Consider the following 22,439-nt stretch of genomic DNA (forward strand, 5'->3'; position numbering starts at 1 on the left):
ATCGTCAGGGACACGGGGCGCGGCCGTCGGGCTGCGCGCCGATGCAGGAAGAGGACGGACCATTGAGCGATCGCATTCCTACCGCCGGACTGGACACGCTGGGCATCGAAACCCGCGCCACCGTCCACTGGAACCTCGTCACCGCCCGGCTGGTCGAGCTGGCCGTCGCGCGCGGCGAAGGGAAGCTGTCGGCGGACGGCCCGCTGGTCGTCGAAACCGGCCAGCACACCGGCCGCTCGGCGCAGGACAAGTTCACCGTCCGCGATGCCGAGACCGAGAACACCGTGTGGTGGGGCAAGTCGAACAAGCCGATGGACCCGGCACATTTCGCCGCGCTGAAGGCCGATTTCCTCGCCGCGCTGCGTGAAAAGGGCGACCTGTTCGTCCAGGACCTGTTCGGCGGGTCGCAGCCCGATCACCGCGTGCGCGTGCGCGTCGTCAACGAACTGGCGTGGCACAATCTGTTCATCCGCACGATGCTGGTCCGCCCGGACGAGGCGGATCTGAAGGGCTTCGCGCCCGATTACACGATCATCGACCTGCCCAGCTTCCGCGCCGATCCCGCGCGCCACGGCTGCCGCGGCGAAACCGTGATCGCGGTCAACCTGACCGAGAAGCTGATCCTGATCGGCGGCACGAAATATGCCGGCGAGATGAAGAAGTCGGTGTTCGGCATCCTCAACTACCTGCTGCCGACATCGGGCGTGATGCCGATGCACTGTTCGGCCAACATGGGCGACGACGGGCGCACCGCGGTGTTCTTCGGCCTGTCGGGCACCGGCAAGACGACGCTGTCGGCCGACCCGAAGCGCACGCTGATCGGCGATGACGAACATGGCTGGTCCGACGATGCGGTCTTCAATTTCGAGGGCGGCTGCTATGCCAAGATGATCCGCCTGTCGGCCGATGCCGAGCCGGAGATCTTCGCCACCACCAAGCGGTTCGGCACGGTGCTGGAAAACGTCGTGATGGACGACGTCACCCGCCAGCTCGATCTCGACGACAACAGCCTCGCGGAGAACAGCCGCGGCGCCTATCCGATCGATTTCATCCCCAACACGTCCGAACGGAACATGGGGGGCACGCCGCGGAACATCGTGATGCTGACGGCGGACGCCTACGGCATCCTGCCGCCGATCGCGAAGCTGACCCCGGACCAGGCGATGTACCATTTCCTGTCGGGCTATACCGCGCGCGTCGCCGGGACCGAGATCGGCGTGACCGAGCCGGACGCCACCTTCTCCACCTGCTTTGGCGCGCCGTTCATGCCGCGCCACCCGTCGGTGTACGGCAACCTGCTGAAGGAGCGGATCGCGCGCGGCGGGGTGGATTGCTGGCTGGTCAACACCGGCTGGACCGGCGGCAAGTACGGCACCGGCCACCGCATGCCGATCAAGGCGACCCGCGCGTTGCTCGACGCCGCGCTCGACGGCAGCCTCAACGACGCCGAATTCCGCACCGATCCCAATTTCGGGTTCAAGGTGCCCGTGTCGGTCCCCGGCGTCGACACCGCGATCCTCGACCCGCGCGAAACCTGGTCGGACAAGGCCGCCTATGACGCGACCGCCGCGAAGCTGGTCGACCTGTTCAACGAGAATTTCGCACAATTCGCCGAGCATGTCGACCAGGGCGTCCGCGAAGCCGCGCCCCGGGCGCCCGCGACTGCGGCCTGACCCGCGCGCCGGCCCGGTCGCGTCTCCCCGCGACCGGGCCGGTTGAGGCTCAGTCCGCCATCGCCTCCACCACCACCACGCCGCCGTCCACCGCGACGATCCGCACCGCGCTGCCCGCGGGCAGTTCCGGGCCGCGAGCCGGCCAGCTGCCGTCGTCGATCGCCACGCGCCCGCGCCCATGCTCGATCGCGGTTTCCAGCCGCGCGACGCTGCCGATCATCCGCGCGGTGCGATCGTTGAGCCGCGCATCGCCGCCCGTCACCGGAAAGTCGCGGTACCAGCGCCGCCCCACCGCGACCGCCACCGCGCTCCACACCGCGAACGACAGCAATTGTACCGGCACCACGACGTCCGGCACCGCCACCAGCAGCGCGGCGGTGATTGCCGCGGCCACCGCCAGGAAGATCAGGAACACCCCCGGCACCGCCAGTTCGGCGATCGCCAGCGCCAGCGCCGCGATCAGCCAGCCGGTGGCCATGCCCCCGATCGCATCCAGCATCACGCCTCCGGCAGCTCGAACGGCCCGCGCCGCTGGTCCGTGCGCGCGTTGTCCGTGCGCACGGGGGCGGCCGGCGCCGCGTCGGGCTTCAGCGCCTCCCTGGCCAGTTCGCCGATCCCGCCCAGCGTCCCGATCAGTTGCGTCGCCTCGACCGGGAACAGGATCGTCTTGGCATTGGGGCTGGTCGCGAACTTCCCGACCGCCTCGACATATTTCTGCGCGACGAAATAGTTGATCGCCTGCGTGCCGCCGCGCTCGATCGCCTCGCTCACCACCATCGTCGCCTTCGCCTCGGCCTCGGCGGCACGCTCGCGCGCCTCGGCGTCGCGATAGGCGGATTCGCGCCGTCCCTCGGCCTCCAGGATCCGCGCCTGCTTCTGCCCCTCGGCGCGCAGGATCTCGGACGCGCGGCTGCCCTCCGCATCAAGGATGTTCGCGCGCTTCTCGCGCTCGGCCTTCATCTGCCGCGCCATCGCGTTGACGATGTCCTGCGGCGGGCGGATGTCCTTGATCTCGACGCGGGTGATCTTCACACCCCAGGGCGTCGTCGCGTGATCGACGACGTTCAGCAGCCGCGCGTTGATCTCGTCGCGCTTCGACAGCGTCTCGTCCAGGTCCATCGACCCCATCACGGTGCGCAGGTTGGTCGTCACCAGGTTCAGCAGCGCATTGTACAGGTCGCTGACCTCATAGGCCGCCTTGGGCGCGTCCAACACCTGGAAGAACACCACCCCGTCGGTGGAGATCATCGCATTGTCCTTGGTGATGATCTCCTGCCCCGGAATGTCGATCACCTGCTCCATCATGTTCACCCGCCGTCCGACGCGGTAGAAGAAAGCGGGATAGAAATTGAACCCCGGCACCGCGGTCGCCGTGTAGCGCCCGAAATGTTCGATCGTATATTGATAGCCCTGGCGGACGATCTTGATGCTGGTCATCAGGTACGCGAGCACCAGGATCAGGAACAGGATGGCGGCGATCAGCATGGTCGTGGCAACTCCCCCGTGATGTGCCGGCGATGATAGCGCGCGCCTCGCACGCCGCCTAGCGCCACCGCCGCCGGCCCCCTAGCGATCCGCCGCGCTTGCGGTTACATGGCGCGCCACTCCTGCAGCACCCTGGGATTCGGCACCACATGGATATCCGCCTCGGCCTCACCTTCGACGACGTCCTGCTCGTTCCGGCCGAGTCGAGCGTCCTTCCGGGGGAGGCGGACACCCGCACCCGCCTGACGCGCGGCATCGCGCTCAATATCCCGGTCGTCTCCTCCGCGATGGATACGGTGACGGAGGCGGACATGGCGATCGTCATGGCGCAGCTCGGCGGCATCGGCGTGCTTCACCGCAACCTCACCGTTGACGAACAGGTCGCGGCGGTGCGCCAGGTGAAGCGGTTCGAAAGCGGCATGGTCGTCAACCCGATCACCATCGCCCCGGAGGCGACGCTGGCGCAGGCGCAGGCGCTGATGGCCGCGCACCGGATCAGCGGCATTCCGGTGACCGAGAAGGACGGCCGCCTCGTCGGCATCCTCACCAACCGCGACGTCCGCTTCGCCGAAAACCCGAACCAGCCGGTCGCCGAGCTGATGACGAAGGACAACCTTGCCACCGTCTCCACCGGGGTGGGGCAGGAGGAGGCGCGCCGCCTGCTCCACCAGCGCCGCATCGAAAAGCTGCTGGTGGTGGACGAGGCGTATCGCTGCGTCGGCCTCATCACCGTCAAGGACATCGAAAAGGCGGTGATGTACCCCGAAGCGACGAAGGACGCGGCCGGCCGCCTGCGCGTCGCCGCCGCCACCACCGTGGGGGACAAGGGCTTCGACCGGACCGAGGCGCTGGTCGATGCCGAATGCGACCTGATCGTCATCGACACCGCGCACGGCCACAACCGCGACGTCGCCCGCGCGGTCGAACGCGTGAAGAAGCTGTCCAATTCGGTCCAGGTCGTCGCCGGCAACGTCGCCACCGCCGCCGCGACGCGCGCGCTGATCGACGCGGGCGCGGACGGGATCAAGGTCGGCATCGGCCCGGGGTCGATCTGCACCACCCGCGTCGTCGCCGGCGTCGGCGTGCCGCAGCTGACCGCGGTGATGGACTGTGCGGAGGAAGCCGCCAGGTCGGGCGTCCCCGTGATCGCCGACGGCGGGCTGCGCACCTCGGGCGATCTGGCCAAGGCGCTGGCCGCGGGCGCCTCCACCTGCATGGTCGGCTCGCTGCTGGCGGGGACGGAGGAAGCGCCGGGCGAAACCTTCCTGTACCAGGGGCGCGCCTATAAATCCTACCGCGGCATGGGATCGGTCGGCGCGATGGGCCGCGGCTCGGCCGACCGCTATTTCCAGGGCGAGGTCCGCGACCAGCTGAAACTGGTGCCGGAAGGGATCGAGGGGCAGGTGCCGTTCAAGGGGCCGGCGCGCGAGGTGATCCACCAGCTGGTCGGCGGAATCAAGGCGGCGATGGGCTATACCGGCTCGGCCGCGATCCCCGATCTGCAACGGCGCGCGCAGTTCGTCCGCATCACCGGCGCGGGGCTGAAGGAAAGCCACGTCCACGACGTGACGATCACGCGTGAGGCGCCCAATTATCCCACGCGCTGAGCCGGGCGGGCGCCCGCCTGTACATGTCGCCCGCCTGTCCTACGGGCCCGCATTCTGGCACAGCCACGGGCAATGACGACCCCGCACACCCGCCCCGCAAGGATTTCCGTGCGAGTCCCGGCCCGTGCGACGGAAAGCTGCCGCCGCCTCACCATTCGCAACACGACCACCCCGGCGAAGGCCGGGGCCCAGTCGGGCAACGCCGCCGGATCACCCCGACCGCTCCCCACCTGGATCCCGACCCGAGCCGGGGCGCAGGCAGGGAAGGGGCGGCCGCACCACCGCCCCGCCACCACCTCAACATCTGCCCCGCAACCCCGCCAGCGTCTCAACATTCGCAACATTCGCCTGACCCGGCACACCGCCCACCCCACCACCACCCCGGCGAAGGCCGGGGCCCAGGTCCGGGCCAGCCGTTGTAAACCAGCGCCGTCCGGCCACTGCACCGCGGCCTCCGCCGGGGAGGGGCCACGGACGGGGGAAATCCCTCGCTATCGGCCCAGCGCCCCGCCTTCGACACCAGTCGCGCCCCTGGCGCGCCACCATCCCGGACCCCCTCCCATGCCGATCCGCCCGCAATGACCCCCGCCGCCCGCACCCAGGCCGCGATCGAGCTGCTCGACGCGATCATCCTTGCCGCGCGCGAAGGGGGCGCCGCGGCCGATACGCTGATCGCGCGCTATTTCGCGCAGCGCCGCTACGCCGGCTCGAAGGACCGCCGCGCGGTCCGCGACCTCGTCTACGCCGCGATCCGCGCGCTGGGGGAGGTGCCAGCCAGCGGCCGCGCCGCACTGCTCGCGCTGGCGACGGACGACGCCGCGCTCGCCGCTACCTTCGACGGGTCAAGCCACGGCCCCGCGCCGATCGCGGCGGGGGAGGTGCCCGCCGCCGCCGGGCTGCATCCGCGCTGGCTGGTCGACGCACTCGCCGCCTCGGGCCTCGATGCCGTCGAACAGGCCGCGCTGATCGACCGCGCCCCGCTCGATGTCCGGCTGGTCGACCCCGCCGCCGACCTTCCCGATGCCGCGCCGATCTCCGGCCTGCCGCACGCCCGTCGCCTGCCCGCCGGGGCGGACGTCGCCGCGCTCGCCGGACAGGCGGAGGTGCAGGACGCCGGCAGCCAGGCAGTGACGCTCGCCGCCGCCGCCGCGCCGGGGATGACCGTCCTCGATCTGTGCGCAGGGGCGGGGGGCAAGAGCCTCGCGCTCGCCGCGCAGATGGCGGGGAAGGGGCGCATCATCGCCGCCGATATCGACCGCGCGCGCCTGTCACGGCTCGCGCCCCGCGCCGAACGCGCCGGGGTGTCGATCATCGAAACGCGGCTGCTCGATCCGGGCCACGAACGCGCCGCACTCGCCGATGTCGCCGCCGACGTGGTGTTCGTCGATGCGCCCTGTTCGGGCACCGGCACGTGGCGCCGCAACCCGGAGGCGCGCTGGCGGCTGACCCCGCAACGGCTCGACCGTTTCGTCGCGGCGCAGCGCAACGTGATGGGGATCGGCGCGGCCTGCGTGCGCCCCGGTGGCGCGCTGGTCTATGTCGTATGCTCGCTGCTCGATGCGGAGGGCGCGGCGCAGGTCGATGCCTTCCTCTCCGCCTTCCCCGGCTGGGTCGCCGAACCGCTGTCGCTCCCGTTCGGGCGCGCGCGCGGTTCCGGGCTGCGGCTGACCCCGGCGCACGACGGCACCGACGGCTTTTTTGTCGCACGCCTCCGGGCGCCGTGCTAACCGCGAGGGATCGTGCCGAAGCTGGAGCCGTTCATGCGTTTCACGTCCGTCGCCGTCGCCCTTTCGCTGGCGCTGGTGTCGATCTCCACATCGCTGCACGGCCAGCGCCCCGATGACCAGATCGACCCGCGCAGCATGGCGCTGCTGCAACAGGGCCGCGCGGCGCAGGCGGCGGGCAACCTCGACGGCGCAACCGACCTGATCGAAAGCGCGGTGACGGTCGATCCGCGCAACCGCCAGGGGTTTATCGCGCTGGCGCAGGTCGCCGATGCGCGCGGCCTGCCGGGCAAGGCGATCCGCCTCTATCGCGAGGCGCTGCTGCTCGATCCCAACGACGTCGACGCGCTGTCGGGCCAGGGCGCGGCGCTGGTGGAAAGGGGCGCGGTGGAACGCGCACGCCAGAACCTGTCGCGCGTGCGCACGCTCTGCAAGGGCGCCTGCCCGCAGGCGACGACGCTGGCCGCCGCGATCGCCAAGGGACCGCCGGCGATCACCACCGCTCAGGCCGAAGTGACGAAGGTACCGCCCAAGGCCTCGGCCAAGGACTGACGCCTAGGGACGCTCGCTCAGCCGCCGCGCGACCGCGACGAAGGCGGCGACGTCGACGGTCTCGGCGCGGCGGGTCGGGTCGATGCCCTCGGCCTCCAGCGCCTCGATCGCGCCCGGCACGCCGCGCACGCTCTGCCGCAACATCTTGCGCCGCTGGCCGAAAGCCGCCGCGGTCAACCGTTCCAGCACCGCCAGGTCGACGCCCGCCGGCGCCTCGGTCGGGGTGATGTGCACCACCGCCGACATCACCTTGGGCGGCGGGGTGAAGGCGGAACGGTGCACCGGCATCGCGATCCGCGCCGCACTGCGCCACTGCGACAGCACAGCCAGCCGCCCGTATGCATCGTCTCCGGCGCCCGCGACGATCCGGTCCGCCACCTCGCGCTGGAACATCAGCGTCAGCGTTTCCCACCACGGCCGCCACGCGGCGGACAGCCACCCGATCAGCAGCGCGGTGCCGACATTGTACGGCAGGTTCGACACGATATGCGGCGCACCCTCGAACAGCGCGCGCGCGTCGATCTCGGTCGCATCCCCCTCGATCACCCTGAGCTTGCCGGGGTAGGCCGCTTCCAGTTCGGCCAGCGCGGGGATGCAGCGCCGGTCGCGCTCGATCGCCGTCACCCGCGCGCCCTGCGCCAGCAGCGCACGGGTCAGCCCGCCGGGGCCGGGGCCGACCTCCAGCACCTCGGCGTCTGCCAGATCGCCGGGGATGCGCGCGATCCGCGCCAGCAACTGCGAGTCGAACAGGAAATTCTGCCCAAGCGCCTTGGACGCCGACAGGCCGTGCCGCGCGATGACGTCGCGCAGCGGGGGCAGCTCCACCGCGCCGGTCATGCGACGGCGGAGCAGCGTGCGCGGTTCGTCGCGGCCTCGTCCGCCATCAGGATCGCGGCGATCATCGCGCCGGGGTGGGCGCGGTCCTGCCCCGCAATGCCGAAGGCCGTCCCGTGATCGGGGGACGTGCGCACGATCGGCAGCCCCAGGGTGATGTTGACCCCGTCATCGAAGAACAGCGTCTTGAGCGGGATCAGCGCCTGGTCGTGGTAGCAGCACAGCGCCGCGTCATAATCGGCGCGCGCGCGGGCGTGGAACATCGTGTCGGCCGCGAACGGCCCGCGCGCGTCGATCCCCTCGGCGACCAGCTGCTCGATCGCGGGGATCATCACGTCGATCTCCTCGCGCCCGATCGCGCCGCCTTCGCCGGCGTGCGGGTTGAGGCCGGCGAAGGCCAGCCGCGGCCGCTCGATCCCGAAATTGCGCCACAGCCCGCGCGCGGTGACGCGCGCCTTGGCCACCAGCAGGTCGACCGTCAGCAGCCCGGGCACCTCCGCCAGCGCCACGTGCGTCGTGATCGGCACCACGCGCAGCCCCGGTCCGGCCAGCATCATCACCGCATTGTCGCGCGAAATGCCGCAGCGTTCGGCGACGAACTCGGTCTGTCCCGGATGGGTGAAGCCGATGCCGTACAGCTGCGCCTTGGACACCGGCCCGGTCACCAGCGCACGCGCCGCGCCCGAGCGGACCAGTCCCGCGGCCAGCTCCAGCGCGTGCAGCGCACTGCGCGCGCCATCGGGGTCGGGGGTGCCGGGAACGATATCGCCACCGTCCTCGACGGTCATCACCGGCAGCGCCTCGTCGAACAGCCGCGTGCCGGCGGTCAGGTCGGTGACGATCCGCACCGGCCCGTCCCACACCTGCCGGATCGCGCGGCAATCGCCGACCGCGACGAACGGCGGCAGCCCGCGATCGTGCCGCGCCGCCCACGCCTTGGCGATGATCTCCGGCCCGATCCCCGCGGGATCGCCCATCGACACCATGATCGGCGTGGTGCGGTCCGGCTGCTGCATCCGCCGCGCCTCAGCGATACTCGATCACGGCGTCGCGGCGCAGGTCGCGCAGCGCCTGCTGCGCGCGCAGGTTGACGCGCTGCTGCTCCAGCTGGTTCTGGATCTGCGCCGCACCCGGCAGCTGACCGCTGGCCACTTCGTCGCGGCCGCACAGCACCAGCGTGCGCACGCCTTCCTCCGGGTTGCCGAACGGCGGCGTCGCCTGGCCGACCTGCAGCTTCAGCATGATCGCCTGCAGCTGTGGCGGCAGGTCGCGGACGCGCACCGCGTCATTGTCGACCACCTCGGCGTTCAGTGTCGCGGCGACCTGCGGCACCGAACCGCAGCCCTTCAGCTTCTCGATCGCGGTGGCGAACGCGCCGGTCCGCTGCGTCGCCTGCGCCTGCGTGGTGCCGGACGGAAACTTGATCGTCAGCTGCTTCAGGCTCAGCCGCGCGTCGCGCGGATCGGCCATCAGCACCTGTCGCTTGTCGGCCAGATACAGGATCGAGAAGCCGCCCGGCGTCGGCACCGGGCCGGCGACCTGGCCGACCTGCATCGTCTGCGCCGCCTGCGCCAGCGCGTCGGGCAGCTGCGCGGCGCGCACCCAGCCCAGGTCGCCGCCGACGCTGCGCGTGGTCGCGGCGGAGAAGTTGCGCGCGAAATAGGCGAACGGCGCCTGGCCCTTGCCGATCTCGGCGATGATCTGGCGCGCGTTATTGAACACCTCCTGTTCGCGATCCGGGGTCGCGGCGAGGTAGATTTCGTTGAGGTGGAATTCCTCCGTGCCCTTGGCCGCTTCCAGCCGGTCGAGAATCGCCTTCACCTCTTCGTCGCCCACGTTGACGAACGGCTCGACGCGGCGGCGCAGATAGCGGTTCCACGCCAGCTCGCCTTCGATCTGGCGGCGGATCGAGCGTTCGGACGACCCGTTCTGCGTCAGCCACTGCGTGAACTGCGCGGGCGTACGGTTGAAGTTCTTGGCGACGCCGGCGTACGCCTGATCCAGCTCGGCCTTGGTGATCGTGATGTCGGCGGTCTTGGCCTGCTGGATCTGCAGCGTCTCGTCGATCAGCTGGCGCAGCACCTGCACGCGCAGCCGCTCGCGATCCTGGTCGGACAGCTTGGCGTTGTTCGCCGTCGCCACCAGCGCCACGCGCTGGTCGACGTCGGTGCCGGTGATGACCGTTTCGTTGACGATCGCGGTCGCCTTGCGGATGTTCGAATCCGTCTTGCCGAAGATCTGCAGGTTCGACGGGATGTTCAGCCCGGTGTTGTCCGGCAGCCCCTGATCCTCGACCGTCTGCGCGATGGCACCCGCGGCCGCGCCAAGCGCCAACACGGTCCCCAGCATCCGGCGGGTCAGCAGCGCCGCGCCCTTCTTCGTCGTCATCACCGTTTCTCGAAATCCCGTTGGTGTCGCGGGTCGGCGCGCGCGCGACTGTCCCGTGTGGCGGAGTTGCCCGATCTCAGCTGAACCGTGGCTTAGCGGCCGATGTTCTTCAAGGAAAGCGTCAACAGATAGCTGTTGCCGGCGCGCGCGTCGCCGGTCGACTGATAGTCGCGCCGCCACGTCAGCCCCAGATCGATACAATCGTCTTCATAGGCGACACCGACGCGGTGGCGGATCGGGGTGAAGCCGTCCGACTGCGACAGCGGGTCTTCGGCCCGGTCGGTCAGGTCGATCATCGCCGATCCCCATACCGACCAATAGCGCGCGAACGCCAGCCGCCCGCCGGCGCGCACCTCCTCGCGGTCCTGCAGATCCTCCAGCCCGGTGATGTTGCGGTTCAGCCGCAGGTAGCCGACCGTGGCATAGGTGCGACGCGTGCCGACCGTCGCGTCGATCTCGTTCCGGCGCACTGCCAGATTATCCTTGTCGAGGCGATAGCGGTGGGTGAACGTCACGAACTCGCCGATCCGCACGTTCGTGCGCCCGACGATGTCGGAGAAGCGATCGGACAGGCCGGTCCCGTTGGGCAGGATCGTCGGCCGGTCGTTCAGGCGATAGCTCTGCCCCACGGTCGCGGAGATCGCGACCCCGGTCAGGTCCAGCGACCAGTCCGCGCCATAGGTGAGCCGGCTCGAATCCTCCCACCGGTCGTACCCGGGGAAGCGATTGAGGGAGAACAGGTTCGAATCCTCCAGGTCGACCGCGCGCGCATCCTCGTTGGGGACGGCCAAGTTGCGGGTCGGCGGGGTCGCGACGATCTGCACGCGCGGCGCGAACCGCTGGAACCCGCCCAGCAGCTGCCCGACGAAGGGCCAGCGCACCTCCGCGGCCAGCGCGCCGATCGCGCGCGTCTGGAATCCGTCCAGCCCGCGATAGCTGGCGATCGTCGTCGCCGCACTGCCGCTGGTGTTATAGGCATCGCCGCGGCCGAAGGCGGTCAGCAACACTTCCTGGCCCAGCGTCGTGATCCCGCGCCAGTCCCAGCGCGCGCTGACGAATGCGCGCTGCGTATCCTGCCCGGCGCGCCGCCCGATCGCGAGCGTATTGGCCTGCAGCTGGATCGTCCCGCCCAGCAGTGCATCGGTGAAGCGGCGGCGGTAATCGATCTCGGGCAGCGCCACCGGCTGCATGCCCTGGCGTTCGCCGACGCGCAGCGTCTGCACCGCCCATCCCGCGACCGACAGATAGCTGTCGGCGTCGATCCGCTCGAGTGCGACATGCGTGCGCAGCCGGTCCTCGCGCGAAATGTCGTAGCGGCGCAGGAACGTGCGGTCGGTGACCATCCGCAGCGATCCCGACAGCGACCAGTTCGGGTCGAGCTGGAACCGCGCCTTTCCGTCCAGATAGCCGCGCAGCGCGCGTTCGGTCTCGGTCGTGAACCCGTCCGACAGGTCGCCGCTGCGCCGGCTGCTGGTGGCGTATCCGGTCAGCGAGAAGGCGCCGAGCTGCGTCACCTGTGCATAGCGCATCTCCAGCATCGGCAGTTCGGAGGAGAACAGGTGCGGCGCGACGATCAGCGAGCGGTCCTGACCCAGCGCGATATTGACCGGCAGCACCAGTTCCACGCCGTTCAGCCGCGTGATTCCGATCCCCGGCGTCAGTAGCCCGGTATCGTTCGCCTCGCCCACCGGCACGCTGAACCGCGGCAGCGCCGGGGAGGTGAGGCCCAGCAGGTGGAATCGCGCCTGGTCAAAATAGACGCGCTCCCGGTCCGGGCGGTACGTCACCTTTACCGCGGTGATCTTCCACGACGGTTCCTTGGGGCAGCCATCGCTGTCGGTGACCGGGCATTGCGAGAAGGCCGCGCGATCCAGCAGCACCGTACCGTCCTGCTGGCGCGTGCCGCGCACCGCCGCGATCCGCCCGCCGCGTTCCAGCACGACCAGGATGTTGTCAACCACGCCGTCCTTCAGCGAATCGGTCAGCTCGATCGAATCGCCATAGGCGACGTCGCCCTGGGGGTTGGTCACCGCCACGTTGCCGGTCGCGACGACGCGCCCGGTCTTGCGGTTCCACTCCACCTTGTCGGCGCGCAAGCGGTCGCCTTCGCGCGTCATCCGCACCTCGCCGGCGGCGGTGACGATATCGGCGTTATAGTCGTACTCCAGCGTACCGGCGCTGAACTGCACCTGGTCCGCCGCAACGGGCGTGGTCGCGCTCTCACCGACCGGTGCGGGGGGCGCCACGGCGCGGTCCTGCAACGACTGGGCGGCCGCCGGTCCCGCCATCGACAACCAGATCGCACCACCGGCGAGAAGATCCAGACGCCTCACGTTGCTCCCGTCGACCGCATGGTGCGCCGCCGGAATGGCGTGGGCGCATCGTCGCCGCCCTATCGCATCGCGCGACGCGTGCTGCAACGCTTTGCGCCGCGCCCCGCATGCCGCTAGAGAGCCGGCACGGAATGAAAGGTTTGCAGATGAAGATCGCGTTCGCCCCCAGCCGCCCCGCGGATGCCGCCGTCCTCGCGCTGCCGGTCAAGAAGGGGGACGCGCTGACCGGGCTGGTCCCCGCCGCCGACGCGCTGGTAGAGGCCGCGGCGCGCGGCGCCCGCTTCGAAGGGGAGGCGGGCAGCAGCGCCGAGCTGTTCGTCGGCGCCGATGGCCGGACGCAGCGGATTGTCCTGCTGGGTGTCGGCACCGGTGACGATGCGGCCTATGAACGCGCCGGCGGCGCGCTGACCGCGCGGCTGCTGACCTCCGGCGAGACGTCCGCCGTCGCGGACCTGTCGGGCGTCGATGCCGCCGCGACCGCGCGGTTCGCCGCCGGCGCGGCGCAGCGCGCGTGGCGGTTCGACGAATATCGCACGAAGCTGCCCGAAAAGCAGAAGCCGACGCTCGCCGCGCTGACCGTGGTGGGCGACGACGCCGCCTGGCCGGCGCGCGAGGCGGTGACCGCGGGCCTCGACCTTGCCCGTACGCTCGCCGCGCTGCCGCCGAACGTGCTCTACCCGGAAACGTTCGTGGAGCGCGTGCTCGCCGCGGTCGACGGCCTGGGGCTGGAGGCGACGGTGCTGGACGAGGCGCAGATGCGCAATCTCGGCATGGGGGCACTGCTGGGCGTGGCGCAGGGGTCGATGCGTGCGCCGCGCATCCTGGCGCTCAAGTGGAACGGCGCGGGCGAGGGCGCGCCGGTCACCGCGCTGGTCGGCAAGGGCGTGACCTTCGACACCGGCGGCATCTCGATCAAGCCGGCCGCGGGCATGGAGGACATGAAGTGGGACATGGGCGGCGCCGGCGCGGTCGCGGGGGCGATGCTGTCGCTCGCGCGGCGCGGTGCGAAGGCCAATGTCGTCGGCGTCATGGGACTGGTGGAGAACATGCCTGACGGCAATGCGCAGCGCCCCGGCGACGTCGTCACCAGCATGTCGGGCCAGACGGTGGAGGTCATCAATACCGACGCCGAAGGGCGGCTGGTGCTGTGCGACTGCCTGACCTGGGTCCAGAGCGTCCACAGGCCCGCGACGATCGTCGATCTCGCCACGCTAACGGGCGCGATGATCGTCAGCCTGGGCAACGAATATGGCGGGCTGTTCGCCAATGACGACACGCTGGCCGACGCGCTGCTGGCGGCGGGGCGGACCTCGGGCGACCAGCTGTGGCGCTTCCCGCTGTCGGACGCCTACGACAGGCTGATCGATTCGCCGATCGCCGACATGAAGAACGTCGGCCCCCGCGGCGCAGGGTCGATCACCGCCGCGCAGTTCCTGCAACGCTATGTCGACAAGGGCGTGGCCTGGGCGCACCTCGACATCGCGGGCATGGTGTGGGCGGACAAGGACGGCCCCACCTGGGCGAAGGGTGCGACCGGCTTCGGCGTGCGCGTCCTCGACCGCTTCATCGCCGACCGCGAAGGCTGAGGCGGGCCGGCGGCGCGCGGTGCAGGTCGATTTCTATCATCTGGTGCACACGCCGCTGGAGCGCGCGCTGCCGCAAATCGCCGAGAAGGTGGTGGCGAGCGGCGCACGCCTGCTGATCGTCGCCGCCGCGCCCGAACGGCAGGCGGCGCTCGACCGGCTGTTGTGGAGCCACACGCCCGACAGCTTCCTGCCCCATGCGGTGGCCGGCACCGCCGACGATACGCGCCAGCCGGTGCTGATCGCGGGCGACGTCACCCCCGCCAACGGCGCGCGCCACGTCGCGCTGGTGGACGGCGAATGGCGCGACGCCGCGCTCGATTTCGATCGCGCGTTCCATTTCTTCGACGACGATCATATCGCCGCGGCGCGGATCGCGTGGAAATCGCTGGCGGCGCGCGACGGGGTGGAACGGCGCTACTGGAAACAGAATGACGCCGGCCGTTGGGAACAGGCGGCCTGACGCGGCGGCTTGCATCGTCGCGGCACCGGGCCTAGGGCGGCGCCACTTTTCCGCAATCCTCAATTTCAGGAGCCCGTGACCGTCATGGCCGCGAACCGTACCTTTTCGATCATCAAGCCCGACGCCACGCGCCGCAACCTGACCGGCGCGGTCACCAAGATGCTGGAGGAAGCCGGCCTGCGCGTCGTCGCCTCCAAGCGCATCCAGATGACCAAGGAGCAGGCCGAGGGCTTCTACGCCGTCCACAAGGAGCGCCCGTTCTTCAACGACCTGGTGTCGTTCATGACGTCCGGCCCCGTCGTCGTGCAGGTGCTGGAAGGCGAGAATGCGATGCAGCGCAACCGCGACATCATGGGCGCCACCAACCCGGAGAACGCCGCACCGGGCACGATCCGCAAGGAACTGGCCGAATCGATCGAGGCGAACACCGTCCACGGTTCGGATTCGGACGAGAATGCCGCGATCGAGATCGCATACTTCTTCAAGCCCGAAGAGATCGTCGGCTGATGACGACGTGGCGGCTGCGGCGCGCGTCGGTCGACGATGCCGCCGCGGTCGCGCTGGTCGCACGGGCCAGCTTCCTCGATACCTTCGCCGGCGTGCTGTCGGGCGCGGACATCCTCGCGCATCTCGACCGCAAGAGCCGGCCCGAGCAGTTCGCGGCGTGGAGCGCCGATCCCGCCGCGGTCCTCACGCTCGCCGAACATGCGACCGGAGCCGCGCCGATCGGCTATTCGCTGCTGACCCCGCCGGAGGAAGTCGGCGAAACCGGCCCCGGCGATATCGAACTCCGCCGCATCTACACGCTGTCGGCCGCCCGCGGGACCGGGTTGGGCGCGGCGCTGATGGCACAGGCGATCGACGATGCCCGGGCATTGGGCGCGCGGCGCATGTTGCTCGGCGTGTTCGCCGGCAACGCCCGCGCGCGCGCCTTCTACGAACGCCAGGGCTTTGCCGTCGTCGCCGAGCGCCGCTTCAAGGTCGGCGAGACATGGTGCGACGATCGCGTCTATGCCCGCGACCTGTGATCTTTACGGCGTAAGCCGCGCCCAGGCCGCATCCAGCGTCGCCTGATCCCCACCGCGTTGCCGCAGCCGCAACCCCTCCAGCTTCACGTCCCGCCCGCGCAGCAAGCGGCCCTCCGTCCGCCAGACGATATCGTAGATGCCGGTCGCCACACGCGGTGCGTCGCCGTCGAAATAGCGGACCGTGACCAGCACCGGCAGCCGCCCCGACCGGCTGTCGTCGCCCCTGTCGGTCAACGCCAGCAGCTCCGCGGCAAACCAGTTCGCGTCGATCTGCGGATCGCCCGCCGGCCGCTGCGCCGGTATACCCAGCGTCCGCGGGAAGACGATGCGTGCCTCGCTCAATTCGTGCCGCTCGTCCTTCAGCGCCAGCACCCGGCCACCATCCTCGACACTCGCCGACAGGTCGACCCGCCCACGCTCGCGCGCGGCGTCGCGCTGCTCGGCGATCTTTTCCGCGCGCTCCTCGCGCTGGCCGTTCCAGCTCAGCCACAGCGTCAGCGCACCGATCAGCAGGCCCGCGACCGCCACCACCTCGGCCAGCGTCACCCAGCGCCGCCGCGTCGCCGCCGTATCGCGCCGCTCCGCGCGCGTTTCCGGCGCGGTATCGGGCGGCGGAGCCGGATCGTCGCTCACCGCCCGCCGGCCTCCAGCAACCGCGCGGGCGCGGCCAGTTCCCAGCTGCGCGCGACGCGGTCCTCGACCAGCGCCCAGTCCACGTCATCCGCCGCGACGTTTACCGCGACCCATCCGGACGGTCCAAGATACGCGGGGCGCGAATAGGTGTCCGGTGCGGCGTCCAGCAGCATTGCCTGTTCGTCCATCCCGCTGGTGCGCACGCACACCGCCACGCGCCCGTCGCCATGATGATCGTCGCGAAACTGCGCGAACTGCTTTCCGGCCACGAAGAAGGTCGGCTGCCCATGGCTCACGCGCTCCTCCACCTCGGGCAGCAGCAGCGCGATGGAGCGGATCCGGTCGAGCGCGTCGGTCATCGGCGTACCATGTCCGCCAGAACGGCGGGATACAGCCGGTGTTCCTCCGCCAGCACCCGCGCCGCCAGCGCATCGGGCGTGTCGCCGGGCAGGATCGGCACGCGCGCCTGGCCCAGCACCTTGCCCCCGTCCAGTTCCTCGGTCACCAGATGGACCGAACAGCCCGCCTCGGCGTCCCCGGCCGCGATCGCACGCGCGTGCGTGTCCAGCCCCTTGTACTTCGGCAGCAGCGAGGGGTGGATGTTCACGATCCGCCCGCGCCAGCGTGCGACGAACTCGTCGGACAGCAGCCGCATATAGCCCGCCAGCGCGATCCATTCCGCCCCGGCCGCGCGCAACGCGGCGTCCAGCGCGCTCTCGTACGCCTGCTTGCCGATCCCCTTCGGCGACAGCGCGAAGGTCGGCAGTCCCGCCTGCACTGCCCAGTCGAGGCCCGGCGCCTCCGGCTTGTCCGACGCGACGACGACGATCCGATACGCAGCGCCCGCATGGGCGGCGAGCGCCTGCATGTTCGATCCCCGGCCGGAAATCAGCACCGCAACCTTCGCCCGGGTGGACGTGCCCGTCATGCGCTGTGCGTCGCGGTCCAGTCGCCGCGCGCGCTCCATGTCTCGGTGCTGCCGGTCACCGTGCAGCCCCGCGCGCCCGCCTCGATCCGGCCGATCGTGAACACCGTCTCGCCCGCCGCGGTCAGTTCCTCCGCCACCTGCGCCGCGTCATCGGCGGCGACGATCGCGACCATCCCGATCCCGCAGTTGAACGTGCGCGCCATTTCCTCCGGCTCGATCCCGCCCTGCGCCTGCAGGAACGCCATCAGCCGCGGCTGTTCCCAGGCATCGGCATCGACGACCGCATGCGCCTCACGCGGCAGCACGCGCGGGATGTTCTCCAACAGGCCACCGCCGGTGATATGCGCCAGCCCCTTGATGCGATGCGCCTTCAACAGCGGCAGCAGGCTTTTGACGTAGATGCGCGTCGGCGCCATCAGATGGTCGATCAGCAACCGGTCCCGATCGAACAGCGCGGGGCGATCCAGCTTCCACCCCTTGTCCGCCGCCAGCCGCCGGACCAGCGAGAAGCCGTTCGAATGCACCCCCGACGATGCCAGCCCCAGGATCACGTCGCCCGCGCCGATCGTCTGGCCGGTCAGCACGTCCCCGCGCTCCACCGCACCGACGCAGAACCCCGCCAGGTCGTAATCGCCCGCGGCGTACATGCCCGGCATCTCCGCGGTTTCCCCGCCGATCAGCGCGCAGCCCGCGATCCGGCACCCTTCGGCGATCGAGGCGACGACGCTCTCGGCGACGGCATTGTCGAGCTTACCGGTCGCGTAATAGTCCAGGAAGAACAGCGGCTCGGCGCCCTGCACGATCAGGTCGTTGGCGCACATCGCGACCAGGTCGATGCCGACGCCAGCGTGGCGACCCCATTCGATCGCCAGTTTCAGCTTGGTGCCGACGCCATCGTTGGCGGCGACCAGCAGCGGATCGGTGAACCCCGCCGCCTTCAGGTCGAAGAAGCCGCCGAACCCGCCCAGGTCGGCGTCGGCCCCCGGCCGCCGCGTCGCGCGCGCCAACGGCGCGATCGCGCGGACCAGCGCGTTGCCGGCGGCGATCGACACGCCCGCGCTCTCATAGGTGTAGGGCTCGTTGCGTCCTTCGGTGCTCATGGCGGATGCGCCTAGCCACATCGCGCTTGGATTTCCACGCCTGCTTCGCCAAAAGACGCGCAACATGCGTGTCCGTCTTCCTGTCGCCCTGGCTTCGGCCGTTGCGGTCGCCGCGCTGGGCGCCGTTGCCGTCATGGCGCAGATCGACGGCGCCGATCGCGGCGTCGCCGCGGTCGACAGCTCCAACGATTTCGAAGTCGCCGGCATCACCGTCGACACCAGCGGCCCCAATGCGGAGGCGGCGCGGCTCGCCGGCTGGCGCGAGGCGCAGCGCAAGGCGTTCGTGCAGCTGTCGCAGCGGCTGGGCGCGGGCGGCGGCGGCGCGGCCGACGGCACGCTCGATTCGATCGTCTCGGCGATCGTCGTCGATCGCGAACAGATCGGGCCGAATCGCTACATCGCGCGACTCGGCGTGCTGTTCGACCGCGCGCGCACCTCCGCGCTGCTGGGCGTATCCGCGTTCGTCAGCCGCTCGCCGCCGTTCGTCGTCGTGCCGGTGCAATGGTCGACCGGGGTGGGCACCACGTTCGAACAGCGCACCGTCTGGCAGGAGGCATGGGCACGCTTCCGCACCGGCGGCAGCACCATCGACTATATCCGCCCGGCCGGCACCGGCCCGGACCCGCTGTTGCTCAATGTCGGGCAGACGCAGCGGCCGGACCGCGGCTGGTGGCGTGCGGTGATCGACCAATATGGCGGCAGCGACGTGCTGATCCCCACCGTCCGCCTGTATCGCCAATGGCCCGGCGGCCCGGTGGTCGGCGTGTTCGAGGCACGCTACGGCCCCGACAATCGCCTGCTGCGCACCTTCACCCTGCGCGTCGGCAAGGCCGCCGGTCTGCCGGCGCTGCTGGACGAAGGCGTGCGACGGATGGACGCCGCCTATCAGGAAGGGCTGCGCGGCGGCTACCTGCGCGCCGACAGCGGGCTCAACCCGGTCATGCCGGTGGCGACGCCGACGCCCGGGCAGACGATCGACGACCTGCTCGACACGCTCGCCCCGCCGACGCCGTCGATCAGCATCACCGTTCAGTTCGACACCCCCGATGCGGGCGCGGTGACGGGCGGGGAGGCGGCGATGCGCGGCGTACCGGGCGTCGCCAGCGCCTCCACGACCAGCCTGGCGCTGGGCGGCGTCTCGCTGATGACGGTCGGCTATGCCGGCACGCCCGATGCCTTCCGCGCCGCGCTGGAGGCGCGCGGCTGGCAGGTGTTCGGCAACGGCACGACGATCCGCATCCGGCGCGCGCCCCAGTTGCTGCCCCCGGACGTCCGCGCGCCGGGATTGCCGGCCGGATGAGCCAGATCGCGCTGCCGCTGGCATGGCAACCCGATGCGCGCGATGCCGAGTTTCTCGTCAGCCCTTCCAATGCCGTTGCCGTCGCGATGCTCGATCGCTGGGCGACCTGGCCGGTGCGTACCGCCATCCTCGCCGGGCCGCCGCGGTCGGGGCGCTCGCTGCTGGGCCGCATCTTCGCCGCGCGCGCGGGCGCGCGGGTGATCGACGATGCCCATCGCGAACCGGAGGAGGCGGTGTTCCACGCCTGGAACCGCGCGCAGGAAACGGGCCGGCCGCTGCTGCTGATCGCCGACGACGCGCCGCCGACATGGCAGGTGGCGCTACCCGACCTTCGCTCTCGGCTTCATGCCAGCCCCACCGCCACGATCGCGCCGCCCGACGACGCGCTGATGACCGCGCTGTTCGAACACGGCTTCGCGCAGCGGCGGCTAGATGCGCGCGCCGATCTGATCGCATGGCTGGTCGCGCGGGTGGAACGTCGTCACGCTTCTGTCATCGACGCGATGGATAGGCTGGACAGCGCGGCACTCGCGGGCCGCCGGCGCCTGACCATCCCGCTGGCGCGCGAAACCCTGCACGCGGTGCCCGCCTTCACCGACCGGAGCGACGAGACGACATGACCCGAACGCCGAAGATGGCGCGCCTCGATGCCGACGACGCGCTGGACGATCCGTTTCGCGATCGCGACGGCGGGCGGTATTTCAACCGCGAACTGTCATGGCTGGCGTTCAACCGCCGCGTGCTGGACGAAGCATGCAACCGCGCGCATCCGCTGCTGGAACGGCTGCGCTTCCTGGCGATCTCTGGCGGGAACCTCGACGAATTCTTCATGGTCCGCGTCGCCGGGTTGAAGGGCCAGCAGATCCAGGACGTCGACGCGCGGTCCGCCGACGGCCTCACCCCCGGGCAACAGCTGAATGCCATCGTCGAGGAAGCCGACGCGCTGATGGCCAGCCAGCAGTCGGTATGGCGCGACATCCGCGCCGAACTGGCGGAGGCGGGGATCCGCGTGCCGGGCCATCGCTCGCTCGACAGCGCGCTCGATGCCGATCAGCTGGCGTGGCTGGAAACGCATTTCCGCGAACAGCTGTTTCCCGTCATCACGCCTCAGGCGCTCGACCCCGCGCACCCGTTCCCGTTCCTGCCGAACAAGGGCATGGCGGTGATGTTCGATCTGGTGCGCCGTTCGGACCAGGAACCGATCCGCGAGCTTGTGATGCTCCCCGCCGCGATGCCGCGCTTCGTCCGGCTGCCGGGGGAGGGGGCGTGCTACATCGCGGTGGAATCGGTGCTCAAGCGGTTCTCGGGCTTGCTGTTCCCCGGTTATGACGTGCTGGGCGCCGCCGAATTCCGCGTCCTGCGCGACAGCGATATCGAGATCGAGGAGGAGGCCGAGGACCTTGTCCGCTATTTCGCCAACGCCATCAAGCGACGCCGGCGCGGGCGGGTGATCCGGCTTGAACTGGAAACCGGCATGCCGGACACGCTGGCGGCGGTGTTGCGCGATGAACTGGGCGGGGCCGACGCGATCGTCACCGAAACCGGCTCGCTGCTCGGCATCGGCGATCTGGCGCTGCTGGCGGACGAGGATCGCCCGGACCTGAAATTCGTGCCCTTCACCCCGCGCTTTCCCGAGCGCATCCGCGAATTCGGCGGCGATTGCTTCGCCGCGATCCGCGCCAAGGACATCGTCGTCCACCACCCGTATGAGACGTTCGACGTCGTCCTCGCCTTCCTGAAACAGGCTGCGAACGATCCCGACGTCGTCGCGATCAAGCAGACGCTGTACCGCGCGGGCAAGCAATCTGCGGTCATCAACGCGCTGATCGCCGCGGCGGAAAACGGCAAGGCGGTGACCGCGGTGGTCGAGCTGAAGGCGCGCTTCGACGAGGAGCAGAACCTGCAATGGGCGAGCGCGCTGGAGCGTGCCGGCGTGCAGGTCGTCTACGGCTTCATCGACTGGAAGACCCATGCCAAGGTCGCGATGGTCGTCCGGCGCGAGGGCGGGGTGTTCCGCAGCTATTGCCACTTCGGGACGGGCAACTACCACCCGGTCACCGCGCGCATCTACACCGACCTCAGCTTCTTCACCGCCGATCCGGCGATCGGGCGCGATGCGGCGCGGATGTTCAACTACATCACCGGCTATGTCGAGCCGGAGGATATGGAGACGGTGGTCCTCAGCCCGCGCTCGTTGCGCAAGAAGCTGATGGCCTGCATCGACGCCGAGATCGCCAACGCCCGCGCCGGTCGCCCCGCGGCGATCTGGGCGAAGATGAACTCGCTGGTCGACCCGACGATCATCGAGAAGCTGTACGAGGCGAGCGGCGCGGGGGTGGAGATCGAGCTGATCGTCCGCGGCATCTGCTGCCTGAAGCCGCGGGTGCCAGGGATGTCGGACAATATCCGCGTCACCTCGGTCGTCGGCCGCTTCCTGGAACACAGCCGCATCGCGGTGTTCGGCAACGGCGCGGCGCTGCCCAATGACGGCGCGCTGGTCTATATCTCTTCCGCCGACTGGATGCCGCGCAATTTCGACCGCCGCGTCGAATATATGCTGCCGATCGACAATGAGACGGTGCACGACCAGATCCTCGACCAGGTGATGGTCGCCAACCTGATCGACAACGAACAGAGCTGGGACCTGCAATCCGACGGCAGCTACGTGCGCATCCAGCCGCCCGCCGACGCCAAGGGGTTCAACCTGCACCGATATTTCATGGTCAACCCTTCGCTGTCCGGCCGCGGTGCCGCGCTGGAGGCCGGCGTCGAGGTGCCGACCCTGTCGCTTCGGCGCCGGTCGTAGGC

Annotated in this window: 21 protein-coding genes; 11 read left to right on the forward strand and 10 right to left on the reverse strand. The window is 70.2% G+C overall.

Annotated features, from left to right (window positions below; all coding sequences use genetic code 11):
* Positions 1–41: 41 nt before the first annotated feature.
* Positions 42–1,673 carry a phosphoenolpyruvate carboxykinase gene (locus COA07_RS02400; protein ID WP_174525815.1) on the forward strand — a complete coding sequence of 544 codons (1,632 nt, stop codon included), beginning with the start codon at positions 42–44 and terminating at the stop codon, positions 1,671–1,673.
* 49 nt (positions 1,674–1,722) lie between these two features.
* Here COA07_RS02400 and COA07_RS02405 read toward each other — a convergent pair whose 3' ends face one another.
* Together COA07_RS02405 and COA07_RS02410 are read right to left on the reverse strand one after the other, a co-directional pair.
* Positions 1,723–2,172, reverse strand: coding sequence for an NfeD family protein (locus COA07_RS02405; RefSeq protein ID WP_174525855.1), 450 nt, complete (start codon positions 2,170–2,172; stop codon positions 1,723–1,725).
* On the reverse strand, positions 2,172–3,158 hold the full coding sequence (locus tag COA07_RS02410; RefSeq protein ID WP_066712903.1) for an SPFH domain-containing protein: 987 nt from the start codon (positions 3,156–3,158) through the stop codon (positions 2,172–2,174). Before COA07_RS02410 ends, COA07_RS02405 begins: the two co-directional genes overlap by 1 nt.
* Positions 3,159–3,307: 149 nt before the next feature.
* Here COA07_RS02410 and guaB point away from each other — a divergent pair, with 149 nt between their 5' ends.
* The 3 genes from guaB (at position 3,308) to COA07_RS02425 (ending at position 7,041) form a co-directional block, all read left to right on the forward strand.
* Positions 3,308–4,765 carry an IMP dehydrogenase gene (gene guaB / locus COA07_RS02415; RefSeq protein ID WP_066712902.1) on the forward strand — a complete coding sequence of 486 codons (1,458 nt, stop codon included), beginning with the start codon at positions 3,308–3,310 and terminating at the stop codon, positions 4,763–4,765.
* A 578-nt stretch (positions 4,766–5,343) separates the two neighbouring features.
* Complete coding sequence (locus tag COA07_RS02420; protein WP_096640400.1) at positions 5,344–6,492, forward strand: RsmB/NOP family class I SAM-dependent RNA methyltransferase; 1,149 nt, start codon at positions 5,344–5,346, stop codon at positions 6,490–6,492.
* A gap of 33 nt (positions 6,493–6,525) precedes the next feature.
* Positions 6,526–7,041, forward strand: coding sequence for a tetratricopeptide repeat protein (locus tag COA07_RS02425; protein ID WP_066707790.1), 516 nt, complete (start codon positions 6,526–6,528; stop codon positions 7,039–7,041).
* 3 nt (positions 7,042–7,044) lie between these two features.
* Here the strand turns inward: COA07_RS02425 and rsmA are convergent, their stop codons facing one another.
* From rsmA to COA07_RS02445, 4 genes are all read right to left on the reverse strand, one after another.
* Positions 7,045–7,878: a 16S rRNA (adenine(1518)-N(6)/adenine(1519)-N(6))-dimethyltransferase RsmA gene (gene rsmA, locus COA07_RS02430; RefSeq protein ID WP_066707788.1), complete on the reverse strand. Its 834-nt coding sequence runs from the start codon at positions 7,876–7,878 to the stop codon at positions 7,045–7,047.
* Positions 7,875–8,891: a 4-hydroxythreonine-4-phosphate dehydrogenase PdxA gene (pdxA, locus tag COA07_RS02435; protein ID WP_083956733.1), complete on the reverse strand. Its 1,017-nt coding sequence runs from the start codon at positions 8,889–8,891 to the stop codon at positions 7,875–7,877. The genes rsmA and pdxA overlap by 4 nt, the downstream gene beginning before the upstream one ends.
* A 10-nt stretch (positions 8,892–8,901) precedes the next feature.
* Positions 8,902–10,263 (reverse strand): peptidylprolyl isomerase, encoded by a 1,362-nt coding sequence (locus COA07_RS02440; RefSeq protein WP_066707784.1) that lies wholly within the window; start codon positions 10,261–10,263, stop codon positions 8,902–8,904.
* 92 nt (positions 10,264–10,355) lie between these two features.
* Entirely contained in the window at positions 10,356–12,551 is a 2,196-nt protein-coding gene (locus COA07_RS02445) for an LPS-assembly protein LptD (RefSeq protein WP_174525792.1), read from the reverse strand.
* A gap of 191 nt (positions 12,552–12,742) precedes the next feature.
* Between COA07_RS02445 and COA07_RS02450 the strand changes: the two genes are divergently transcribed.
* The 4 genes from COA07_RS02450 to COA07_RS02465 all read left to right on the forward strand — a co-directional run bounded on the left by COA07_RS02450 (position 12,743) and on the right by COA07_RS02465 (position 15,670).
* On the forward strand, positions 12,743–14,182 hold the full coding sequence (locus COA07_RS02450; RefSeq protein ID WP_066707779.1) for a leucyl aminopeptidase: 1,440 nt from the start codon (positions 12,743–12,745) through the stop codon (positions 14,180–14,182).
* Positions 14,183–14,201: 19 nt separating this feature from the next.
* Entirely contained in the window at positions 14,202–14,642 is a 441-nt protein-coding gene (locus tag COA07_RS02455; RefSeq protein WP_066707775.1) for a DNA polymerase III subunit chi, read from the forward strand.
* 84 nt (positions 14,643–14,726) lie between these two features.
* Complete coding sequence (gene ndk / locus COA07_RS02460) at positions 14,727–15,149, forward strand: nucleoside-diphosphate kinase (protein ID WP_066707774.1); 423 nt, start codon at positions 14,727–14,729, stop codon at positions 15,147–15,149.
* Positions 15,149–15,670 carry a GNAT family N-acetyltransferase gene (locus tag COA07_RS02465; protein ID WP_066707772.1) on the forward strand — a complete coding sequence of 174 codons (522 nt, stop codon included), beginning with the start codon at positions 15,149–15,151 and terminating at the stop codon, positions 15,668–15,670. The genes ndk and COA07_RS02465 overlap by 1 nt, the downstream gene beginning before the upstream one ends.
* Positions 15,671–15,673: 3 nt before the next feature.
* Here the strand turns inward: COA07_RS02465 and COA07_RS02470 are convergent, their stop codons facing one another.
* Genes COA07_RS02470 through purM form a run of 4 tightly spaced genes read right to left on the reverse strand, consistent with a single transcriptional unit; the run spans position 15,674 to position 18,331 of the window.
* A complete protein-coding gene (locus COA07_RS02470; RefSeq protein WP_066707770.1) occupies positions 15,674–16,303 on the reverse strand; it encodes a hypothetical protein in 630 nt (209 codons plus the stop codon).
* Positions 16,300–16,662 carry an MmcQ/YjbR family DNA-binding protein gene (locus tag COA07_RS02475; protein ID WP_066707767.1) on the reverse strand — a complete coding sequence of 121 codons (363 nt, stop codon included), beginning with the start codon at positions 16,660–16,662 and terminating at the stop codon, positions 16,300–16,302. The genes COA07_RS02470 and COA07_RS02475 overlap by 4 nt, the downstream gene beginning before the upstream one ends.
* Entirely contained in the window at positions 16,659–17,231 is a 573-nt protein-coding gene (purN, locus tag COA07_RS02480) for a phosphoribosylglycinamide formyltransferase (protein WP_066707799.1), read from the reverse strand. The genes COA07_RS02475 and purN overlap by 4 nt, the downstream gene beginning before the upstream one ends.
* Positions 17,228–18,331 (reverse strand): phosphoribosylformylglycinamidine cyclo-ligase, encoded by a 1,104-nt coding sequence (gene purM, locus COA07_RS02485; protein ID WP_066707765.1) that lies wholly within the window; start codon positions 18,329–18,331, stop codon positions 17,228–17,230. The genes purN and purM overlap by 4 nt, the downstream gene beginning before the upstream one ends.
* Before the next feature lie 64 nt (positions 18,332–18,395).
* Here purM and COA07_RS02490 point away from each other — a divergent pair, with 64 nt between their 5' ends.
* Genes COA07_RS02490 through COA07_RS02500 form a run of 3 tightly spaced genes read left to right on the forward strand, consistent with a single transcriptional unit; the run spans position 18,396 to position 22,437 of the window.
* Positions 18,396–19,631: a hypothetical protein gene (locus tag COA07_RS02490; RefSeq protein WP_066707763.1), complete on the forward strand. Its 1,236-nt coding sequence runs from the start codon at positions 18,396–18,398 to the stop codon at positions 19,629–19,631.
* Positions 19,628–20,251 (forward strand): HdaA/DnaA family protein, encoded by a 624-nt coding sequence (locus COA07_RS02495; protein ID WP_066707761.1) that lies wholly within the window; start codon positions 19,628–19,630, stop codon positions 20,249–20,251. Before COA07_RS02490 ends, COA07_RS02495 begins: the two co-directional genes overlap by 4 nt.
* 14 nt (positions 20,252–20,265) lie before the next feature.
* Positions 20,266–22,437: an RNA degradosome polyphosphate kinase gene (locus tag COA07_RS02500; protein WP_245842004.1), complete on the forward strand. Its 2,172-nt coding sequence runs from the start codon at positions 20,266–20,268 to the stop codon at positions 22,435–22,437.
* Positions 22,438–22,439: the final 2 nt, after the last annotated feature.

Origin of the sequence: Sphingomonas adhaesiva, from assembly GCF_002374855.1 — a bacterium.
Taxonomy (GTDB): Bacteria; Pseudomonadota; Alphaproteobacteria; order Sphingomonadales; family Sphingomonadaceae; genus Sphingomonas; species Sphingomonas adhaesiva.